The 16,687-nt window shown below is 69.1% G+C and carries 13 protein-coding genes; 8 read left to right on the forward strand and 5 right to left on the reverse strand.

Annotation, left to right across the window (positions count from 1 at the left end):
* Window positions 1-22 precede the first annotated feature (22 nt).
* Complete coding sequence (locus tag ASE16_RS01050; protein ID WP_055889496.1) at window positions 23-2,074, reverse strand: beta-galactosidase; 2,052 nt, start codon at window positions 2,072-2,074, stop codon at window positions 23-25.
* Window positions 2,075-2,212: 138 nt separating this feature from the next.
* On the opposite strand from ASE16_RS01050, the gene ASE16_RS01055 reads away from it, so the two are divergent.
* From ASE16_RS01055 to ASE16_RS01080, 6 genes are all read left to right on the forward strand, one after another.
* Window positions 2,213-3,514, forward strand: a complete 1,302-nt coding sequence (locus ASE16_RS01055; protein ID WP_055889499.1) for an ABC transporter substrate-binding protein — start codon at window positions 2,213-2,215, stop codon at window positions 3,512-3,514.
* 115 nt (window positions 3,515-3,629) lie between these two features.
* Complete coding sequence (locus tag ASE16_RS01060) at window positions 3,630-4,499, forward strand: carbohydrate ABC transporter permease (protein WP_082581243.1); 870 nt, start codon at window positions 3,630-3,632, stop codon at window positions 4,497-4,499.
* A gap of 1 nt (window position 4,500) precedes the next feature.
* The gene (locus ASE16_RS01065) at window positions 4,501-5,412 is read left to right on the forward strand and encodes a carbohydrate ABC transporter permease (protein WP_082581121.1); all 912 of its coding nucleotides are present in this window, start codon (window positions 4,501-4,503) and stop codon (window positions 5,410-5,412) included.
* A 29-nt stretch (window positions 5,413-5,441) separates the two neighbouring features.
* A complete protein-coding gene (locus ASE16_RS01070; protein ID WP_055889507.1) occupies window positions 5,442-6,458 on the forward strand; it encodes a LacI family DNA-binding transcriptional regulator in 1,017 nt (338 codons plus the stop codon).
* A 140-nt stretch (window positions 6,459-6,598) separates the two neighbouring features.
* Window positions 6,599-7,711, forward strand: a complete 1,113-nt coding sequence (locus tag ASE16_RS01075; protein ID WP_055889511.1) for a fatty acid desaturase family protein — start codon at window positions 6,599-6,601, stop codon at window positions 7,709-7,711.
* A 117-nt stretch (window positions 7,712-7,828) separates the two neighbouring features.
* Window positions 7,829-10,183 (forward strand): arylsulfatase, encoded by a 2,355-nt coding sequence (locus ASE16_RS01080; protein ID WP_055889520.1) that lies wholly within the window; start codon window positions 7,829-7,831, stop codon window positions 10,181-10,183.
* Between the two features lie 74 nt (window positions 10,184-10,257).
* Here ASE16_RS01080 and ASE16_RS01085 read toward each other — a convergent pair whose 3' ends face one another.
* Complete coding sequence (locus ASE16_RS01085; RefSeq protein ID WP_055889523.1) at window positions 10,258-10,602, reverse strand: YciI family protein; 345 nt, start codon at window positions 10,600-10,602, stop codon at window positions 10,258-10,260.
* A gap of 161 nt (window positions 10,603-10,763) precedes the next feature.
* Here ASE16_RS01085 and ASE16_RS01090 point away from each other — a divergent pair, with 161 nt between their 5' ends.
* A complete protein-coding gene (locus tag ASE16_RS01090) occupies window positions 10,764-11,495 on the forward strand; it encodes a hypothetical protein (protein ID WP_235500201.1) in 732 nt (243 codons plus the stop codon).
* A gap of 26 nt (window positions 11,496-11,521) precedes the next feature.
* Here the strand turns inward: ASE16_RS01090 and ASE16_RS01095 are convergent, their stop codons facing one another.
* From ASE16_RS01095 to ASE16_RS01105, 3 genes are all read right to left on the reverse strand, one after another.
* The gene (locus ASE16_RS01095) at window positions 11,522-12,532 is read right to left on the reverse strand and encodes a PHP domain-containing protein (RefSeq protein ID WP_055891407.1); all 1,011 of its coding nucleotides are present in this window, start codon (window positions 12,530-12,532) and stop codon (window positions 11,522-11,524) included.
* 20 nt (window positions 12,533-12,552) lie between these two features.
* Entirely contained in the window at window positions 12,553-13,968 is a 1,416-nt protein-coding gene (locus tag ASE16_RS01100) for a DHA2 family efflux MFS transporter permease subunit (protein WP_055889527.1), read from the reverse strand.
* An 81-nt stretch (window positions 13,969-14,049) separates the two neighbouring features.
* Complete coding sequence (locus tag ASE16_RS01105; RefSeq protein WP_200949521.1) at window positions 14,050-14,613, reverse strand: TetR/AcrR family transcriptional regulator; 564 nt, start codon at window positions 14,611-14,613, stop codon at window positions 14,050-14,052.
* 99 nt (window positions 14,614-14,712) lie between these two features.
* Between ASE16_RS01105 and acs the strand changes: the two genes are divergently transcribed.
* On the forward strand, window positions 14,713-16,686 hold the full coding sequence (gene acs / locus ASE16_RS01110; RefSeq protein WP_055889530.1) for an acetate--CoA ligase: 1,974 nt from the start codon (window positions 14,713-14,715) through the stop codon (window positions 16,684-16,686).
* Window position 16,687: the final 1 nt, after the last annotated feature.

The raw sequence follows: 16,687 nt of genomic DNA on the forward strand, positions 1-16,687 counted from the left end.
GGCTCGATGATGTTGGCGCGGGTTACAGCGCGATGATGCGCGGGCTGCGCGCCGGAACGGTGAGCGAACCGGTGACGGCGGCGCCGCTGAGCAGCTCGCGGCCGGACGCGGCGACCGTGAGATCGGCGTCGGTGTGGTTCAGGTACACGCGGTAGCGCGCGCTCCCCGCTGACCGCTCGACGACCTCCAGCCCCTCCGGCGGGCCAGGAATCTCGACGCCTGCTTCGCCCAGCACGCGCGCGACGAGCCCGCGCAGAGTTTCGGCATCCGGGCGGGTCGACACGTACCAGCCGACACCGGCGCCGAACGCGTTCCTGGTCACCGCCGGTTCGCCCGCAGCACGCCCATCGGCGAAGCGCGTGACGACCTCCGCGCCGTCGAGGCGGATGTCGTCCGCCCACACGGTCGCGGTCCCACCGGTGTCGAGCGCCGCCGTCTCGCCGGAGCGGAACGGCAGCAGCTCCTCGATCGTGAGCCCGAGCGGTTCACTCAGCGGGCCGGGGAAACCACCGGGATGCACGGCGTCGAACTCGTCAACCAGTCCGCTGCCGAACGACACCAGCAGGCGGCCTCCGCCGCGCACGTAGTCGGTCAGCGCGCGGCCGCCGCGCGAGGTGACCGCGTACAGGCTCGGCGCGATCAGCGCGTCGTAGCCGGACAGGTCGCCCTCCGGATGCACGAAGTCGACGGTCACGCCGAGCTGCCAGAGCGCGGTGTAGTACGCTTCGATGCGCTCGCGGTGCCGGAGGTCGACCGACGGCCGCCACTCCAGGTCCTGAGCCCAGAACGACTCCCAGTCCCAGAGGATCGCGACGCGCGCATCCACGGTGCTGCCCCGCATCGAGGCGAGGGCGGCGAGGTCGCTGCCGAGCGCCGTCACCTCGCGCCACACGCGGGAGTCCGTGCCGGCGTGCGGCAGCATCGCCGAGTGGAACTTCTCCGCCCCCGACCTGGATGCGCGGAACTGGAAGAACATGATCGCGTCCGCCCCGCGCGCGAAGTGGCTCAGGCTGTTCAGCGCCAGCTCGCCCGGCCGCTTGGCCAGGTTGCGCGGCTGCCAGTTGACCGCGGAGGTCGAGTGCTCCATGAGCATCCACGGGCGTCCGCCTGCAAGGGAGCGGGTGAGGTCGGCATCCAGCGCCAGCAGGATGTGGTTGTCCTCGCGCTCGGCGGTGAGGTAGTGGTCGTTGGAGACGACGTCGACCTCGCGCGCCCACTTCCAATAGTCCATCGACGGGCAGCTCGACGCCATGAAGTTCGTGGTGACAGCGAGCTGCGGCGTGTGCGCCCTGATGATGTCGCGCTCCGCGACGAAGCACTCGAGCAGGGCGTCGGAGGTGAAGCGGGCGAAGTCGAGGCGCTGCGCCGGGTTGGTGACGGTGGCGGCCAGGCGCGGCGCGTCGATCTCCGACCAGTCCTGGTAGCGCTGGCCCCAGAAGGCGGTGCCCCACGCGCTGTTCAGCGCGTCGACCGTGCCGTAGCGGGCGGCGAGCCAGCCGCGGAACGCGGAGACCGAGTGCTCGTCGTACGACTCACCGACGGGAGCTCCGTACTCGTTGTGCACGTGCCACATCGCCAGCGCAGGGTGGTCGGCGTAACGGCGTGCGAGCTGCTCCGTCACGGCGGCGGCCGCTCTGCGGTAGTGCGGCGAGCTCGGCGACGCCATCCCGCGGGAGCCGAAGCCGAGCGGCACGCCGTCGCGGGTGACGGGCCGGGAGTCGGGGTACGCCTTCCAGAACCAGGCGGGCGGGGATGCGGTCGGCGTGCCGAGGTCGACGTCGATGCCCGCCCCGGCCAGGAGATCCATGATCTCGTCGAGCTGTGCGAAGTCGTACTCGCCCTGCCGGGGTTCGATCAGGCCCCAGTTGAAGATGCCGACGCTCACCAGATTCACCCGCGCCTGCTTCATCAGCTCGATGTCTTCGAGCCAGGTCTCCCTGGTCCACTGCTCCGGGTTGTAGTCGCCGCCGTAGCGGAGGTCGGCTGTTCCCCTCGGCCAGCCGAGGCGGGCGGGCTGCGGGGCTGGGGCGGTCTGCGGGGCTGAGGTGGTGGTGGGCTGTGGTGACAGCGTCATTGCTTCTCCTGACTGTGTGCGCTCCCAGGTATAGCACACCGAAATACTCCGGCGTGTTATGGGCTAAATGAATTGACAAGGTACAAACGCATGTGCGTTACTGTAACCGCTCACAGCCGCACTCAACGAGGAGAGATCTTGCGAACATCACTGAGGGTCGGCGCTGTCGCCCTGGCAGCAGCCCTGGCCTTGACCACAGCAGCCTGCAGTTCCAGCGGAAGCGGGGGCGACAGCTCCGGACCCGTCAAGCTCACATACTGGGCCTGGGCGCCCAACATGGACAAGGTGGCCGCGATCTGGAACAAGTCCCACCCGGACATCCAGATCACCGTCAACAAGCAGGACGGCGGAGACGCCGCCGTCACCAAGCTCCTCACCGCGATCAAGGCGGGCAGCGGAGCGCCGGACATCATGCAGGCCGAGTACCAGAAGATCCCCACCCTGGTCTCCGCAGACGCGCTCGTCGACCTGAAGGATCAGGGCGCAGGCGACCTCAAGAAGGAGTTCACCGACGGCACCTGGAACGCCGTCACCCTCGGCGGCGACTCGGTCTACGCCGTCCCGCAGGACTCCGGCCCGATGATGTTCTACTACCGCAAAGACATCTTCGACCAGTACGGCCTCAGCGCCCCGAAGACCTGGGACGAGTACGCACAGGATGCGCGCACCATCCACCAGGCGGACCCCACCAAGTTCCTCGGCACGTTCTCCTCCGGCGACCCCGGATGGTTCGCCGGTCTGTCGCAGCAGGCAGGCGCATCCTGGTGGGGCATCGACGGCAAAGCCTGGAGCGTCGACATCGACTCGGCGGCGACGAAGAAGGTCGCCGACTTCTGGGGCGGCCTCGTGCACGAGGGCGTGATCGACAACAACCCGATGTACACCCCCGCGTGGAACACCGCGCTCAACGACGGCACGCAGGTCGGCTGGGTCAGCTCGGTCTGGGGTCCAGGCGTGCTCGAGGGCAACGCAGCGGACACGAAGGGCAAGTGGGCGGCAGCGCCCCTGCCGAACTGGGATGCGTCGAAGCCGTCCAACGGCAACTGGGGCGGATCGTCGACGGCGGTCACCGCGCAGTCGAAGCACCCTAAGCAGGCGATGGAGTTCATCACCTGGCTGAACACCGACCCTGAGGCCGTCAAAGCGCTCGCGCAGGTCGCGAACATCTACCCGGCCGACGTGAACTCCTCCGCGGCGCTCAGCACTCCTCCGGCGTTCTTCGCAGACCAGGCCGACTTCTGGTCGATCGCAGCGCAGTCGTCGAAGGACGTCTCGGCGTTCACCTACGGCCCGAACGTCAACGTCGCGTACAGCGCGTACACGGACGCGTTCGCCAAGGCCGCGGAGTCGAAGGACCCCGCCCAGTTCGATGCTGCGCTGAACACGATGCAGTCCACGACGAAGAACGACCTGGTCAAGTCGGGTTTCACCGTCAAATGAGCCGACGGCGGACGGGAGGGCTCCCCGCCCTCCCGTCCGCCTGACCTCGCACAGCAAAGGACCAAGCGTGACCACCACCATCACCCGCGCCAAACGCGTCGCCATCCCGTACGCGATGCTCACCCCGGCCATCGTGCTCTTCGCCCTGTTCATGGCCGCTCCCATCCTCTACACCGTCGTGATGTCGTTCCAGACGGTCAAGGTCGAAGGCCTCGGGCTCGGCTCCGGCAGCAAGAAACTGCAGTTCGCCTGGCTCGACAACTACGTGGATGCGGTCACCGACCCCGAGTTCCTGGCCAGCGTCCTCCGCGTCCTCCTCTACGGCGCCATCCTCATCCCGGTGATGCTGGGCCTCGCGCTCGTGTTCGCCCTGCTGCTGGACTCCCGCCGCTCCCGAGCCGTGCGGTTCAGCCGGGTGTCGATCTTCCTGCCGTACGCGGTGCCTGCCGTGATCAGCTCGCTGCTCTGGGGTTTCCTCTACCTCCCGTCCGTCAGCCCGTTCGCCTACGTGCTGAAGGCCGTCGGCATCGCTCCGCCGGACATCCTGAGCTCCGGCCTCGTCATCTTCGCCGTCGCGAACATCGCGCTCTGGGGCGGGGTCGGCTTCAACATGATCGTCATCTACACCGCGCTCCGCGCCATCCCGAGCGACATCTACGAGGCCGCACGGATCGACGGGGCGTCCGAGGTGCAGATCGCCTGGCGCATCAAGGTGCCGATCGTGCTGCCGTCGCTCATCATGACCGGTCTGTTCTCGATCATCGCCACACTGCAGGTGTTCGCGGAGCCGACCACTCTCAAGCCGCTCACCAACTCCATCTCGTCGAGCTGGACCCCCCTGATGAAGGTGTACCGCGACGCGTTCGTCCGCGGCGACATCTACTCCGCGGCGGCGACCAGCGTGCTGATCGCGCTGGGTACCTTCGCCCTCTCGTTCCTTTTCCTGCGGGTCGTTCAGCGGCGCGCCTTCGGTCAGGAGGACTGACATGACCGCCACCATCACACCGCAGGCCGTTCCGTCGCTGGCCCCGCCAGGAGGCAGGGGCAGAGGCCGCGACCGCAGCGCAGCGGAGCGCCCGAGCGCGTTCGGCACGGCTGTGCTGCTGCTCGGCGCCGTCTACTGCCTGCTGCCGGTGCTCTGGGTGATCACCGCATCCACCAAGGACGGCTCCGAGCTGTTCTCCACCTTCACCTTCGCGCCAAGCACGCACCTCTGGGACAACATCGTCGCCCTCACGCAGTACCGCGACGGGCTGTTCTGGCGCTGGATGCTCAACACCGCTCTCTATGCCGGTGTCGGCGCGCTGGTCTCCAGCTACATCTCCGCGCTGAGCGGGTACGTGCTGGCGAAGTTCGAGTTCCCCGGCAAGGGCAAGGTGTTCGCCATCCTCCTGATGGGTGTGCTCGTGCCCGGCGTGATCCTCGCCATCCCGCAGTACTTCCTGCTGGCGCAGATCGGGCTCACGAACACGTACTGGTCCGTGCTGCTTCCGCAGCTCATCAGCCCGTACGGCATCTATCTCGCCCGCATCTACGCGGCGGCGGCCGTGCCGACAGACGTGGTCGAGGCCGCACGCACCGAGGGGGCGGGCGAGATGCGGATCTTCACCAGGATCGCCCTGCCGATGATGGCGCCGGGGCTGGTGACGATCTTCCTGTTCCAGTTCGTCGCCATCTGGAACAACTTCATGCTGCCGTACATCATGCTCGGCAACGACCAGCTGTTCCCGATCACGGTCGGTCTGTCCGGGCTGCTCAACCAGGGCGCCACCGTCCCAGCGCTGTACACGCTGGTCATCACCGGCGCGCTGCTGTCGATCGTGCCGCTGGTGATCCTGTTCCTGCTGCTGCAGCGGTTCTGGAGGGTGGACCTCGCTGCGGGTGCGGTGAAGGCCTGACCGGCCTCGCGCATCCCTAGAATTCAGTCATGGCCACCGACCCGCCCAAGAGGCGACCGACGATCAACGACGTCGCAGACGCGGCAGGGGTGTCGCGCGGAACCGTCTCCCGAGTGCTGAACGGCGGCCACTGGGTGAGCCCGGATGCGCACGCCGCCGTCACCGCGGCGATCAAGAAGACGGGCTACCGCATCAACGCTGCGGCCAGGAGCCTCGCCACCAACCGCGCGCACTCGATCGCGTTCCTGCTGACCGAGCCGCACGACCTGCTGTTCGAGGACCCCAACTTCTCCATTCTGATGCGCGGGGCGGCCGATGCGCTCGCCGAGCGCGACGTGTCGCTCGTGCTGATCATGGCGGCGGCGGAGGACGAGCAGCGCAGGGCGCTCGACTTCATCGCGGCCGGCTCGGTGGACGGGGTGCTCCTGGTGTCGTCGCACAGCGGAGGGCAGGCGTTCGTCTCCGCGATCAACAAGCTCGGCCTCCCAGCGGTCGCCTGCGGCATCCCGCTCGGGTTCGAGCGGAGGATGGGCTACGTCACCGCGGACGACGAGCACGGCGCGCGCACGATGGTGGAGTATCTGCACGACAAGGGCAGAAGGGTCGTCGCGACGATCGCCGGCCCGCAGGACACCTCCGGCGGCCAGCTCAGGCTGGCCGGCTACCGCGCAGCGCTCGGCGACGACGTGGACGAGTCGCTCATCGTCGAGGGCGACTACGGCCGGGCGAGCGGGGCAGCGGCGATGCGCGCCCTGCTCGAACGCCGGCCGGATGTGGATGCGGTCTTCGCGGCCAATGACCGCATGGCCGCGGCCGCCATCGCCGTCATCGAGGAGAGCGGCAGGCGCGTTCCAGAGGACATCGCCGTCGCCGGCTTCGACGACTCGCCGGCGGCCGTCCAGTCCTCGCCGACGATCACCACGATGCGCCAGCCGTTCGGCAGGATCAGCAGGGAGATGGTGCGCATGCTGCTCGAACAGATCGAGGGAGGAGACTTCGCCGCCATCACCGTTCCGACGGAGCTCGTGCCACGCGAATCCGCCTGACGGCATTCCGTGCTGCGAAGCCTGAGGATTCGCCTGGGCCGACCGCGGCTCTCAGGTGGCCCGGGATATGGTTAGGCCATCCGGGCGCGCAGCCCACCACCATATTGGCTGGGAAGTCGATCCGACCGAACGGCCTGCCCATGGTTACGCTCGCCCCTACGTCCGCACCCTCGGCCTCCACGCTCGGCCCCATCCGTCGCACCGGCGCCCGCATCGACGCGGCGCCCCCGGTCACGCAGAGCTTCAAGATCCTGCTGAATACCGTTCGCGACCAGGGACTGCTGCGCAGAGCCCGCCTCTTCTACGCTCTCGTCGCTTCCGGTCTCGTGCTGGCTCTCGGCGGCGCCGTCGCCGGCATGATCCTGCTCGGCGACAGCTGGTTCCAGCTCCTCATCGCCGCGGCCCTCGGTCTGATCTTCACCCAGTTCGCGTTCCTCGCCCACGAGGCGTCGCACCGCCAGATCGCCAACTCCGGCCCGATGAACGACCGCCTCGGCCGGATGCTCGCAACCCTGGTCGTCGGCATCAGCTACTCGTGGTGGATGACCAAGCACACCAGGCATCACGCCAACCCGAACACCATCGGCAAAGACCCGGACATCGAGACGGACACCATCTCGTTCGTCGAGGAGGACGCCGCCAAGGCCAAGGGTCTCATCGCCGCCATCACGCGCAAGCAGGGCTACCTCTTCTTCCCGCTGCTGCTGCTCGAAGGCTTCAACCTGCACGGCCGCTCGTTCGGCACGCTCTTCCAGCGCGGCAAGGTGGATGGTCGCGGCAAGGAGTTCACCTTCCTCGCCATCCGGTTCAGCCTCTACTTCGGCGCCATCTTCTGGCTGCTCCCGCTCGGCATGGCGTTCGCGTTCATCGGCGTGCAGCTCGCGGTCTTCGGCCTCTACATGGGTGCGAGCTTCGCCCCGAACCACAAGGGCATGCCGCTGATCGGCCGCGGCGTGAAGGTCGACTTCCTCAGCCGCCAGGTCCTCACCTCCCGCAACGTCGTCGGCTTCGGCATGACCGGGCTGCTCGGCGGGCTCAACTACCAGGTCGAGCACCACCTGTTCCCGAGCATGGCCAGGCCGCACCTGCGCAAGGCCGCCGCCATCGTCCGCGAGCACTGCCACACCGAGAACATCCCGTACACCGAGACCACACTGCTGAACTCGTACGGCATCGTCATCGAATACCTGAACCGCGTCGGCCTGTCCGCCCGCGACCCGTTCGACTGCCCGGCCGCCGCCTCGATGCGCTAGCGGTCTTCGGCCCGAACGTCAAGCATTGTCCGCTCGCCCTCACGTGTGAGAGTGTCGGCAGGGAGCGGGCGGACCACCGAAGCTCCACCCGCGCCGTTCTGCGACGAAGGGTGGGGTATGTCAGAAGTACTGCCGGGTGCCGTTCTCCCGACACCGGATCAGGTCTATGTCGGACCGATCACGATGGACGAGAAGAAGCTCGACGCGAAGCGTGACCCGATCGAGGTGAAACGCCCGCCGCAACAAGCGCCCAACGTGTTGATGGTGCTGCTTGACGATGTCGGGTTCGGCGCATCCAGTGCCTTCGGCGGCCCTGTGCCGATGCCGACGGCCGAGCGGTTGGCCGGTGGCGGCCTGCGCTACAGCCGCTTCCACACCACCGCGATCTGCTCGCCGACCAGGGCGGCCCTCCTGAGTGGCCGCAACCACCACCAGGTGGGGATGGGGCAGATCACCGAGACGGCGACGCCTGCTCCCGGCTACCGGTCGACGCGTCCGAACAGCTGCGTGCCGCTGCCGGAGATCCTGCGGCAGGCCGGGTACAACACCGCCCAGTTCGGCAAGTGCCACGAGGTGCCCGTGTGGGAGAGCGGCCCGACCGGCCCGTTCGATCACTGGCCGGCCTTCAGCGGCTTCGAGAAATTCTACGGTTTCATCGGTGGCGAGACCAACCAGTGGACGCCCGCCCTGGTCGACGGCGTCTCCCTCATCGAGCCGCCGGACGACCCCGACTACCACCTGATGCCGGACCTGGCCGACAAGACCATCCAGTACATCAACCAGCAGAAGGAGCTGACCCCGGACAAGCCGTTCTTCGTCTACTTCGCGCCGGGAGCGACGCACGCGCCGCATCACGTGCCGAAGGAGTGGATCGCCAAGCACAAAGGCGAGTTCGACGACGGCTGGGATGCGCTCCGCGAGAGGACGTTCGCACGCCAGAAGGAGCTGGGCGTGATCCCGGAGGATGCCGTCCTCACGGAGCGCTCCGCCGGCATCCCGGCGTGGGACGAGGTGCCGGACGAGCGCAAGCCGATCCTCGCCCACCAGATGGAGGTCTACGCGGCCTTCCTCGAGTACGCCGACCACCACACCGGCCGGGTCGTCGACGCCATCGAGAACCTCGGCATCCTCGACGACACCCTGGTGATCTTCATCATCGGCGACAACGGCGCATCCGCGGAGGGCGGCCTCGAGGGCGCGTTCATGCTGTCGACCGCGGCCAATGGCGGTGCGGAGTACGAGACGGTGGAGTTCTGGCAGGAGCACCTCGACGAGATCGGCGGCCCCGAGGCGTACAACCACTACGCGGTCGGCTGGGCTCACGCCATGTGCACGCCGTACCAGTGGACCAAGCAGGTCGCCAGCCACTACGGGGGAACGCGGAACGGCACCATCGTTCACTGGCCCAACCGGATCTCCGCCCGCGGCGAAGTGCGCGACCAGTGGCACCACGTCATCGACATCGCCCCGACCATCCTGGAGCTGGCGGGCCTGGCCCAGCCGCACACGGTCAACGGCGTGACCCAGGTGCCGATGCACGGCGTCTCGATGCAGTACAGCTTCGACGACGCATCGGCGGACGAGCGGCATCACACGCAGTACTTCGAGATCATGGGCAATCGCGGCATCTACCACAACGGCTGGACGGCGCAGACGAAGCACCGCACGCCGTGGGACGTGGTCGGCGCCGCCCCCGACTTCTCCGAGGACGTCTGGGAGCTCTACGACACGACAGTCGACTGGACGCAGTCGAACAACCTGGCGACGTCGAACCCGGACAAGCTGGCCGAGCTGCAGCAGCTCTTCCTCATCGAAGCGACGCGCTACAACGTCATCCCGATGGACGACAGGGCAGCGCAGCGGATGAACCCGGAGTTCGCCGGTCGCCCCACCCTGGTGTCCGGGACGAAGCTGCGACTGCACGAGGGGATGAAGCGCCTCAACGAGAACGTCGCGATCAATGTGAAGAACCGGTCTTGGTCCGCCACGGCGCAGCTCGTGATCCCGGACAGCGGGGATGCGGACGGCGCGATCCTCGCACAGGGCGGCCGCACGGGAGGCTGGGCGTTCTTCGCGGAGGGCGGCAAGCTCGGTTTCCACTACAACTACTGCGGTCTGCTGCGCAGCACCGCGCTGTCGGACAAGGCGATCGGAGCGGGAACCCACCAGGTGCGCGCCGAGTTCGCGTACGCGGGCGGCGGCATCGGCCGAGGCGGCACCGTCACCCTCTACATCGACGGGGATGCGGTGGGAAGCGCCGAGGTGGAGCGCACCCATCCGATGTACTTCTCCTTCGACGAGGGGCTGGACGTCGGCATCGACACCGGGATGCCGGCGTACGAGGGATATCGCACGCCGCACGGCGCCTTCAGCGCACGCATCGACTGGGCAGAGATCGACCTGGGGCTGGACGACCACAGCCACCTGCTCGACCCGGACGAATGGCTCGCGGCGGCGATGCGGCACCAGTAGCAGCACTGCTCACCGCACTCGGCGGCGGCGCTCCCTCTCGCTGGGAGCGCCGCCGCCGATCGGGGCGAGACGGCTCACGCCCCGAGCCTGCGCACCTCCACCGGGGCGAAGCGCGCCTCGACGAAGCGTGACGCCAGGTCCACCGCACGTTCGATCGACGCGACGTCCACCAGGTAATAGCCCCCGACGAACTCCTTGCTCTCGGTGAACGGCCCGTCGGTGACGTCCCTGCTGCCGCCGCTGTCCGTCCGCACCACGCGCGCGTCCGTCACGCTCAATTCGGCGGTGTCGACCAGCTCGCCGCTCGCGGTGAGCTCGCGCTGCAGGTCCTGATGTGCCGCCTCGAACTCGTCCTTGAGGTCGGTCTCCATCCTGGTCACGAACTCGTCGGTGTTGTAGATCGTCAGCAGATACTTCATCGTCGCCTCCTCGGCACTCGTACACTCACCATCACGTCGAACGGGGTGGCGTGATTTCGACAGGCCGCCACACCAGAATGTACGCACGCTCAGGCTCGCGCACACCGCGAATCCCGATTTCCGGTGACCTTTCCACACGCCTTTGCTACCCTCGAACGGGTATGCAGTCCGCATCCACCAGCCCCCGCAGTCATGGCCGCCGCTCGGCGGTCCGTCGTGCTGCCGTCCCGGCCGCCGAGCTGAGGCTGCCCGTCCACCACAGGATCGGCGTCGCTCTCGCGGTCATCGCGCTGGTCACCGGCTTCTCGATCGTGCCGACGGACGCCGCCCTCGCGGCGACGCTGGCCGCTCCGGCCACCACGCTCGCCCCGGGCCGGGACGCGCCGGCGCACACCCCGCCGCAGCGCATCGACGTGGATGCGACCATCGCCGCCCCCGTCGTCTCCCGCGACCAGCTCTCGGCGACGGACGGGGTGCAGACCCTGAGCAACAACGGCACGAACGCCGACTGGGCCAAGCTGGTGCTGATGTTCGGCGGCTGGCCGCAGACCGACGCGAACGTGCAGGTGATGCTGCGCTGGATGCGCCAGGAGAACGGTCCGCCCGACTGGTGGAACCGCAACAACCCGCTCAACAACGGCTACGGCTCCGGCGGTGGCGCCGGCCTCGGCAGCTACCCCGACCTCACCACCGCTGCAGAGTACGCCGCGAAGAACCTGCAGCGCGGCTACCCCGGCATCGTCGCGGGCCTGACAGCGGGCACGTCCGCCGACGCGACGGCGGCGGCCATCTGGGCGTCACCGTGGGCCACCAGCCACTACGGCAACGGCTCCCACTGGAGCACCGCCCCGGTCCAGCTCGTCAAGGCCCCCGCCTCCGCCTGGGGCAACTGACCCCTCCCGTCCCCCTCCCGGCTCGATCATGCGGGGGCGAGCCAGTCGCGGAGGCGGGGGAGCGGCCAGGTGGTGATGATGCGGTCGGGCGGGACGTCGTTGGCGGCGGCTCGGGCGGCGCCGTAGGCGAGGAAGTCGAGCTGGCCGGGGGCGTGAGCGTCGGTGTCGATGCTGAACAGGCATCCCGCCGCCAGCGCCACCTGGATGAGGTCGTCCGGCGGGTCCTGCCGCTCCGGCCGGGAGTTGATCTCCACCGCCACGTCGTTCTCCGCGCAGGCCGCGAACACCCGCTCTGCGTCGAACTCGGACGGCGGCCGCGTGCCGCGCGACCCGCTGACCAGCCGCCCTGTGCAGTGACCGAGAACGTTGGTGTGCGGATCGCGGATGCCGCCGAGCATCCTGGCGGTCATCGTGGCCCTGTCGGAGCGCAGCTTGGAGTGCACGCTCGCTACCACAACGTCGAGCCGCCAGAGCAGCTCGGGGGTCTGGTCGAGCTCCCCGCTCTCCAGGATGTCCACCTCGATCCCGGTGAGCAGGGTCACGGCGCCGGTGTCGAGCGCCGCGATGACATCCAGCTGCTCGGTGAGGCGTTCGGCGCTCAGCCCGCTGGCGACCGTGAGGGTGGGGGAGTGGTCGGTGATCGCCTGGTACTCCCGGCCGAGGGTCGCAGCTGCAGCGGCCATCGCCTCGATCGGGGTGGTGCCGTCCGACCAGTCGGTGTGCGCGTGCAGGTCGCCGCGCAGGGCGGCGCGCAGTGCGTCCCCTCCCTCGGCCAGTGGATGCGCGTTCCGCTCCCGCAGGTCGGCCAGGTAGTCGGGCACCACCCCGTCCACCGCCTGCGAGATCACCTGGAAGGTGCGGTCGCCGATCCCTTTGGTGCGCTTCAGCCGCCCGTCCGCCACGCGTTCGCGCAGTTCGTCCTGGCCGAGCGGAGCGATGGTCCCCGCCGCCCTCCGGAACGCCTGCACCTTGAAGGTCGGGGCGAGTTCCCGCTCCAGCCAGAAGGCGATCTCGTTGAGGGCGTCGACAGCATCCATGGAGCCCATCATGCTCCTGTTCAGCGGCGTCGGAGCAGGACGGTCGCGCCCGCTCCGATCACGGCGAGGGCCGCTGCGCCGACGAACAGCCAGGAGAAGCCGTCGGACAGCGCTGTCGCCGTGGAGGCGCCCGCCGCGAGCCCGGTGGCAGTGCGTCCGGCCGCGATGGTGCCGAGCACGGCAAGGCCGAGTGCTCCGCCGATCTGCTGGCTGGTGTTGACCAGGCCGCTGGCGAGGCCGGAGTCCCCGGCGGATGCGCCGTCCACCGCGAGCTGGGTCGCGGTGACGAAGCCGGCGCCGAGGCCGACGCCGATCAGGATGCTCGGGCCGAGCAGCCCTCCGACGAACGCGGCGTGCGGTCCCGCAGCGGCGAGCCAGAGCATCCCGGCGGCGAAGACGGCGAGGGCGGTGACCAGGGTCGGCCGCACGCCGACCCTGGCGACCACGGACGGCACGACGGCGGCGACCACCACGAGGGCTCCGGCGAGCGGGAGCTGGCTGATCCCCGCCGTGAGGGCGTCGTAGCCGAGCACATCCTGCAGGTAGACGGAGAGGGCGAAGAACAGGGCCGTGGTCGCGCCTCCGGCGAGGAGCATCACGACGTTGCCGGTGGCCGCGTCGCGATTGCGGAAGAACCGGAACGGCACGAGTGGATGCGCTGCCCGGCGCTCGACCAGCACGAACGCGGCGAGGAGCACCAGGGCGGCGGCGGAGGTGCCGATCGTGACCGGGCTGGCCCAGCCGAGCTGCCCGGCGAAGCTCAGGGCGGCGACGAGGGCGGTGAGCCCTGCCGTGATCGTGGCGGCGCCGGCGACATCCATGCGCTGACGCTCCCCGGACGGGTCGCGGGAGACGAGAGACGGCAGGACCGCGAGCACGACGATGCCGACCGGCACGTTGACGAAGAACACGGCCTGCCAGCCGAGCAGCGCCGTGAGGACTCCGCCGAGCAGGACGCCGGCCGCGCTCCCGATGCCGGCGACGGCTCCCCAGACGCCGAGTGCCTTGACGCGGTCGGCGCCGGTCACGAAGAGCTGGGTGACGATGGCGAGCGACGCGGGGGCGAGGAGAGCCGCGGACGCCCCCTGGAGTGCGCGGGCCGTGAGGAGCATCCCGCCGCTGACGGAGAGCCCTGCCAGGGCGGACGCCGCGACGAAGCCGGCGACGCCGACCAGGAACATGCGGCGATGGCCGAACCGGTCGGCCAGGCGTCCGCCGAGCAGGAGCAGCCCGCCGAAGGGGAGCACGTATGCGGTGATGACCCAGGCGAGCGCTGCCGTGCCAAGCTGGAGCTGGGCGCCGAGCGCCGGGAGCGCGATGTTCACGATGGATGCGTCGAGCACGACGAGGAACTGGGCGAGCGCGAGCACGCCGAGCGCCCACCAGCGGTGCGGGCTGCGCGTCGTGGTGGGGGCGGATGCGGTTGTGACGGACATGAGCGGTGCCTTTCGATAGTGAGTGACCGATCAGTCACTCTTATAGGTAGAAAAAGAAACCCGGGGGATGGGCGGGGGCGGCTACGGGTGGCGGATCCCGGCGGTGACGATGCGCGCCCAGTCGGACGAGTCGCCGTCGATGCCGGTGGTGACGATGAGGTGGCAGAGCTGCCCGAAGGCGATGAAGCGCTGCACGTCGTCGTCGGGCGCGCCGGAGCGAGTCTTCGCGAACCTGGTGACCCTGGCGAGGCCGCGTCGCAGCGCTGCCCCGATCTCCGGGACGGACGCGGCGGACTGCGCGTGCACCTGCAGCATGAGCAGCGATCGGTCGGCGATGAGGTCGGCGTACGCGTCGCCCATCGCGTAGAGGATCTCCGCGGGCGACGGACCGGCGCTCGCCGCCGCTCCGAGTTCCAGAGCCTCTTCGATCCGGTCGAAGCAGCGGTCGAGGGCCGCGACGAACAGCGTCTCCTTGCCGGGGAACAGCTTGAACACGTACGCGGTGGAGATGTGCGCGTGCTCTGCGACCGCCGAGATCGGCGTGCTGCTGTATCCGGAGGCGCCGAAGACTTCGATGGCGCTGGCGATCACGGTCTCGCGCCGTTCTTCAGCGGTCGAGAGCGTGGAGCGAGAGGTGGTCACCATGTGAGTGACTGTACACTCACTCCTTCTGCACGGTCAAGCGTTACGCCCCCTTACGCCGCGCAGAGCCGCCGTCGCCGCGCCCCCGCTAGCGTCGGAGAGGTGACCTCCACCATCGAGAACCTGGGCCGGGAGTCTCGGCTGTACCCGCCGTCCGAAGCCTTCGCCGCGCAGGCGAACGTCGGGGCGGACGCCTTCGACGACGCCAGCGACGCCGTCGCGTTCTGGGAGCGGCAGGCCGCGCGCCTCGACTGGGCGGAACCGTGGCACACGGCCCACACCTGGGAGCCCGCGAGCGTCGGCGCGGACGGCGAGCTGAGCATCCCGCGCGCCGAGTGGTTCGCCGGCGGCAGGCTGAACGCTGCCGTCAACTGCGTCGACAGGCACGTGGATGCCGGCAACGGCGAGCGCGTCGCCATCGACTTCATCGGCGAGCCCGGCGACACGGAGACGATCACATACGCCGACCTGCAGCGCCGCGTCGCGAAGGCGGCCAACGCACTCACCGCCCTCGGCATCGGGAAGGGCGACCGCGTCGTCGTCTACCTCCCCGTGATTCCGGAGACCATCGTCATCACTCTCGCCATCGCTCGCGTCGGGGCGATCCACTCGCTGGTGTTCGGCGGCTTCTCCGCCGAGGCGCTGCGCTTCCGGGTGGAGGACACAGGAGCGAAGCTGCTGGTCACTTCGGACGGCCAGTTCCGCCGCGGCACCGCGGTTCCGGTGAAGGCGAATGCCGACGCCGCCGTCGCAGGCGACAACGCCATCGAGCACGTGCTGGTGGTGCGGCGCACGGGCGACCTGACCCCAGGCATCCCGTGGCAGGACGGCCGCGACGTCTGGTGGCATGACGTGGTGGATGCGGCGCAGGACACCCACGAGCCGGAATACTTCGACGCGGAGACGCCGCTCTTCATCATCTACACCTCCGGCACGACCGGCACGCCGAAGGGCGTGGTGCACACCACGGGCGGCTACCTCACGCAGGCGTCGTGGAGCCACTGGGCGCTGTTCGACGCGAAGGAGTCGGACGTGTACTGGTGCACGGCCGACCTCGCCTGGGTGACGGCGCACACCTACGTGCTCTACGGCCCGTTCTCCAACGGCGCCACCTCGGTCATCTACGAGGGCACGCCGAACACTCCGCACGCCGGGCGGCACTTCGAGATCATCGAGCGCTACGGCGTCACCACCTACTACACGGCGCCCACCCTCATCCGGACCTTCATGACCTGGTTCCCGGACGGGCTGGGCGACGGCTGGGACCTGTCGAGCATCCGGTTGCTCGGCACGGTCGGCGAGGCCATCAACCCGGAGGCGTGGGTCTGGTTCCGCGAGCAGCTGGGCGCGGGCAGCGCTCCCGTGGTCGACACCTGGTGGCAGTCGGAATCCGGCTCGGCGATCGTCGCGCCGCTGCCGGGCGTCACGACGCTGAAGCCGGGGTCGGCGACCAACGCTGTGCCGGGGGTGACCGTGCGCGTGGTCGACGAGAACGGCGTGGATGTGCCGCGCGGTTCCGGCGGCTCGATCGTGATCGACGGCACCTGGCCGTCGATGGCCAGAACCGTGTGGGGCAACCCGGAGCGCTACCGCGACTCGTACTGGAGGGCGTTCGCCGCGCAGGGCTACTTCCTCGCCGGTGACGGAGCGGCCGTGGACGAGGACGGCTACATCTGGCTGCTCGGCCGCCTGGACGACGTGATCAACGTCTCAGGGCACCGCCTGTCGACGATCGAGATCGAGTCGGCGCTTGTCGCGCATCCACAGGTCGGCGAGGCTGCGGTGGTCGGCGTGGACGACGCGACCACCGGGCAGGCCGTCGCGGCGTTCGTCGTGCCGAGTGGGGATGCGCCCTCCGAGCAGGTGCTGCGGGATCAGGTGACGCGCGAGATCGGCGCCATCGCGAAGCCGGGCCACATCGTCGTCGTGCCCGACCTGCCCAAGACGCGCTCCGGCAAGATCATGCGCCGTCTGCTGGTCGATCTCTTCGACGCGCGCCCGCTCGGGGACACCACGTCCCTCCAGGACGAGACCGTCCCCGACACCATCCGCACCCTCCTCAGCAATCGAGCCTGAG

Origin of the sequence: Leifsonia sp. Root227, assembly GCF_001428745.1 — a bacterium.
Taxonomy (GTDB): Bacteria; Actinomycetota; Actinomycetes; order Actinomycetales; family Microbacteriaceae; genus Leifsonia.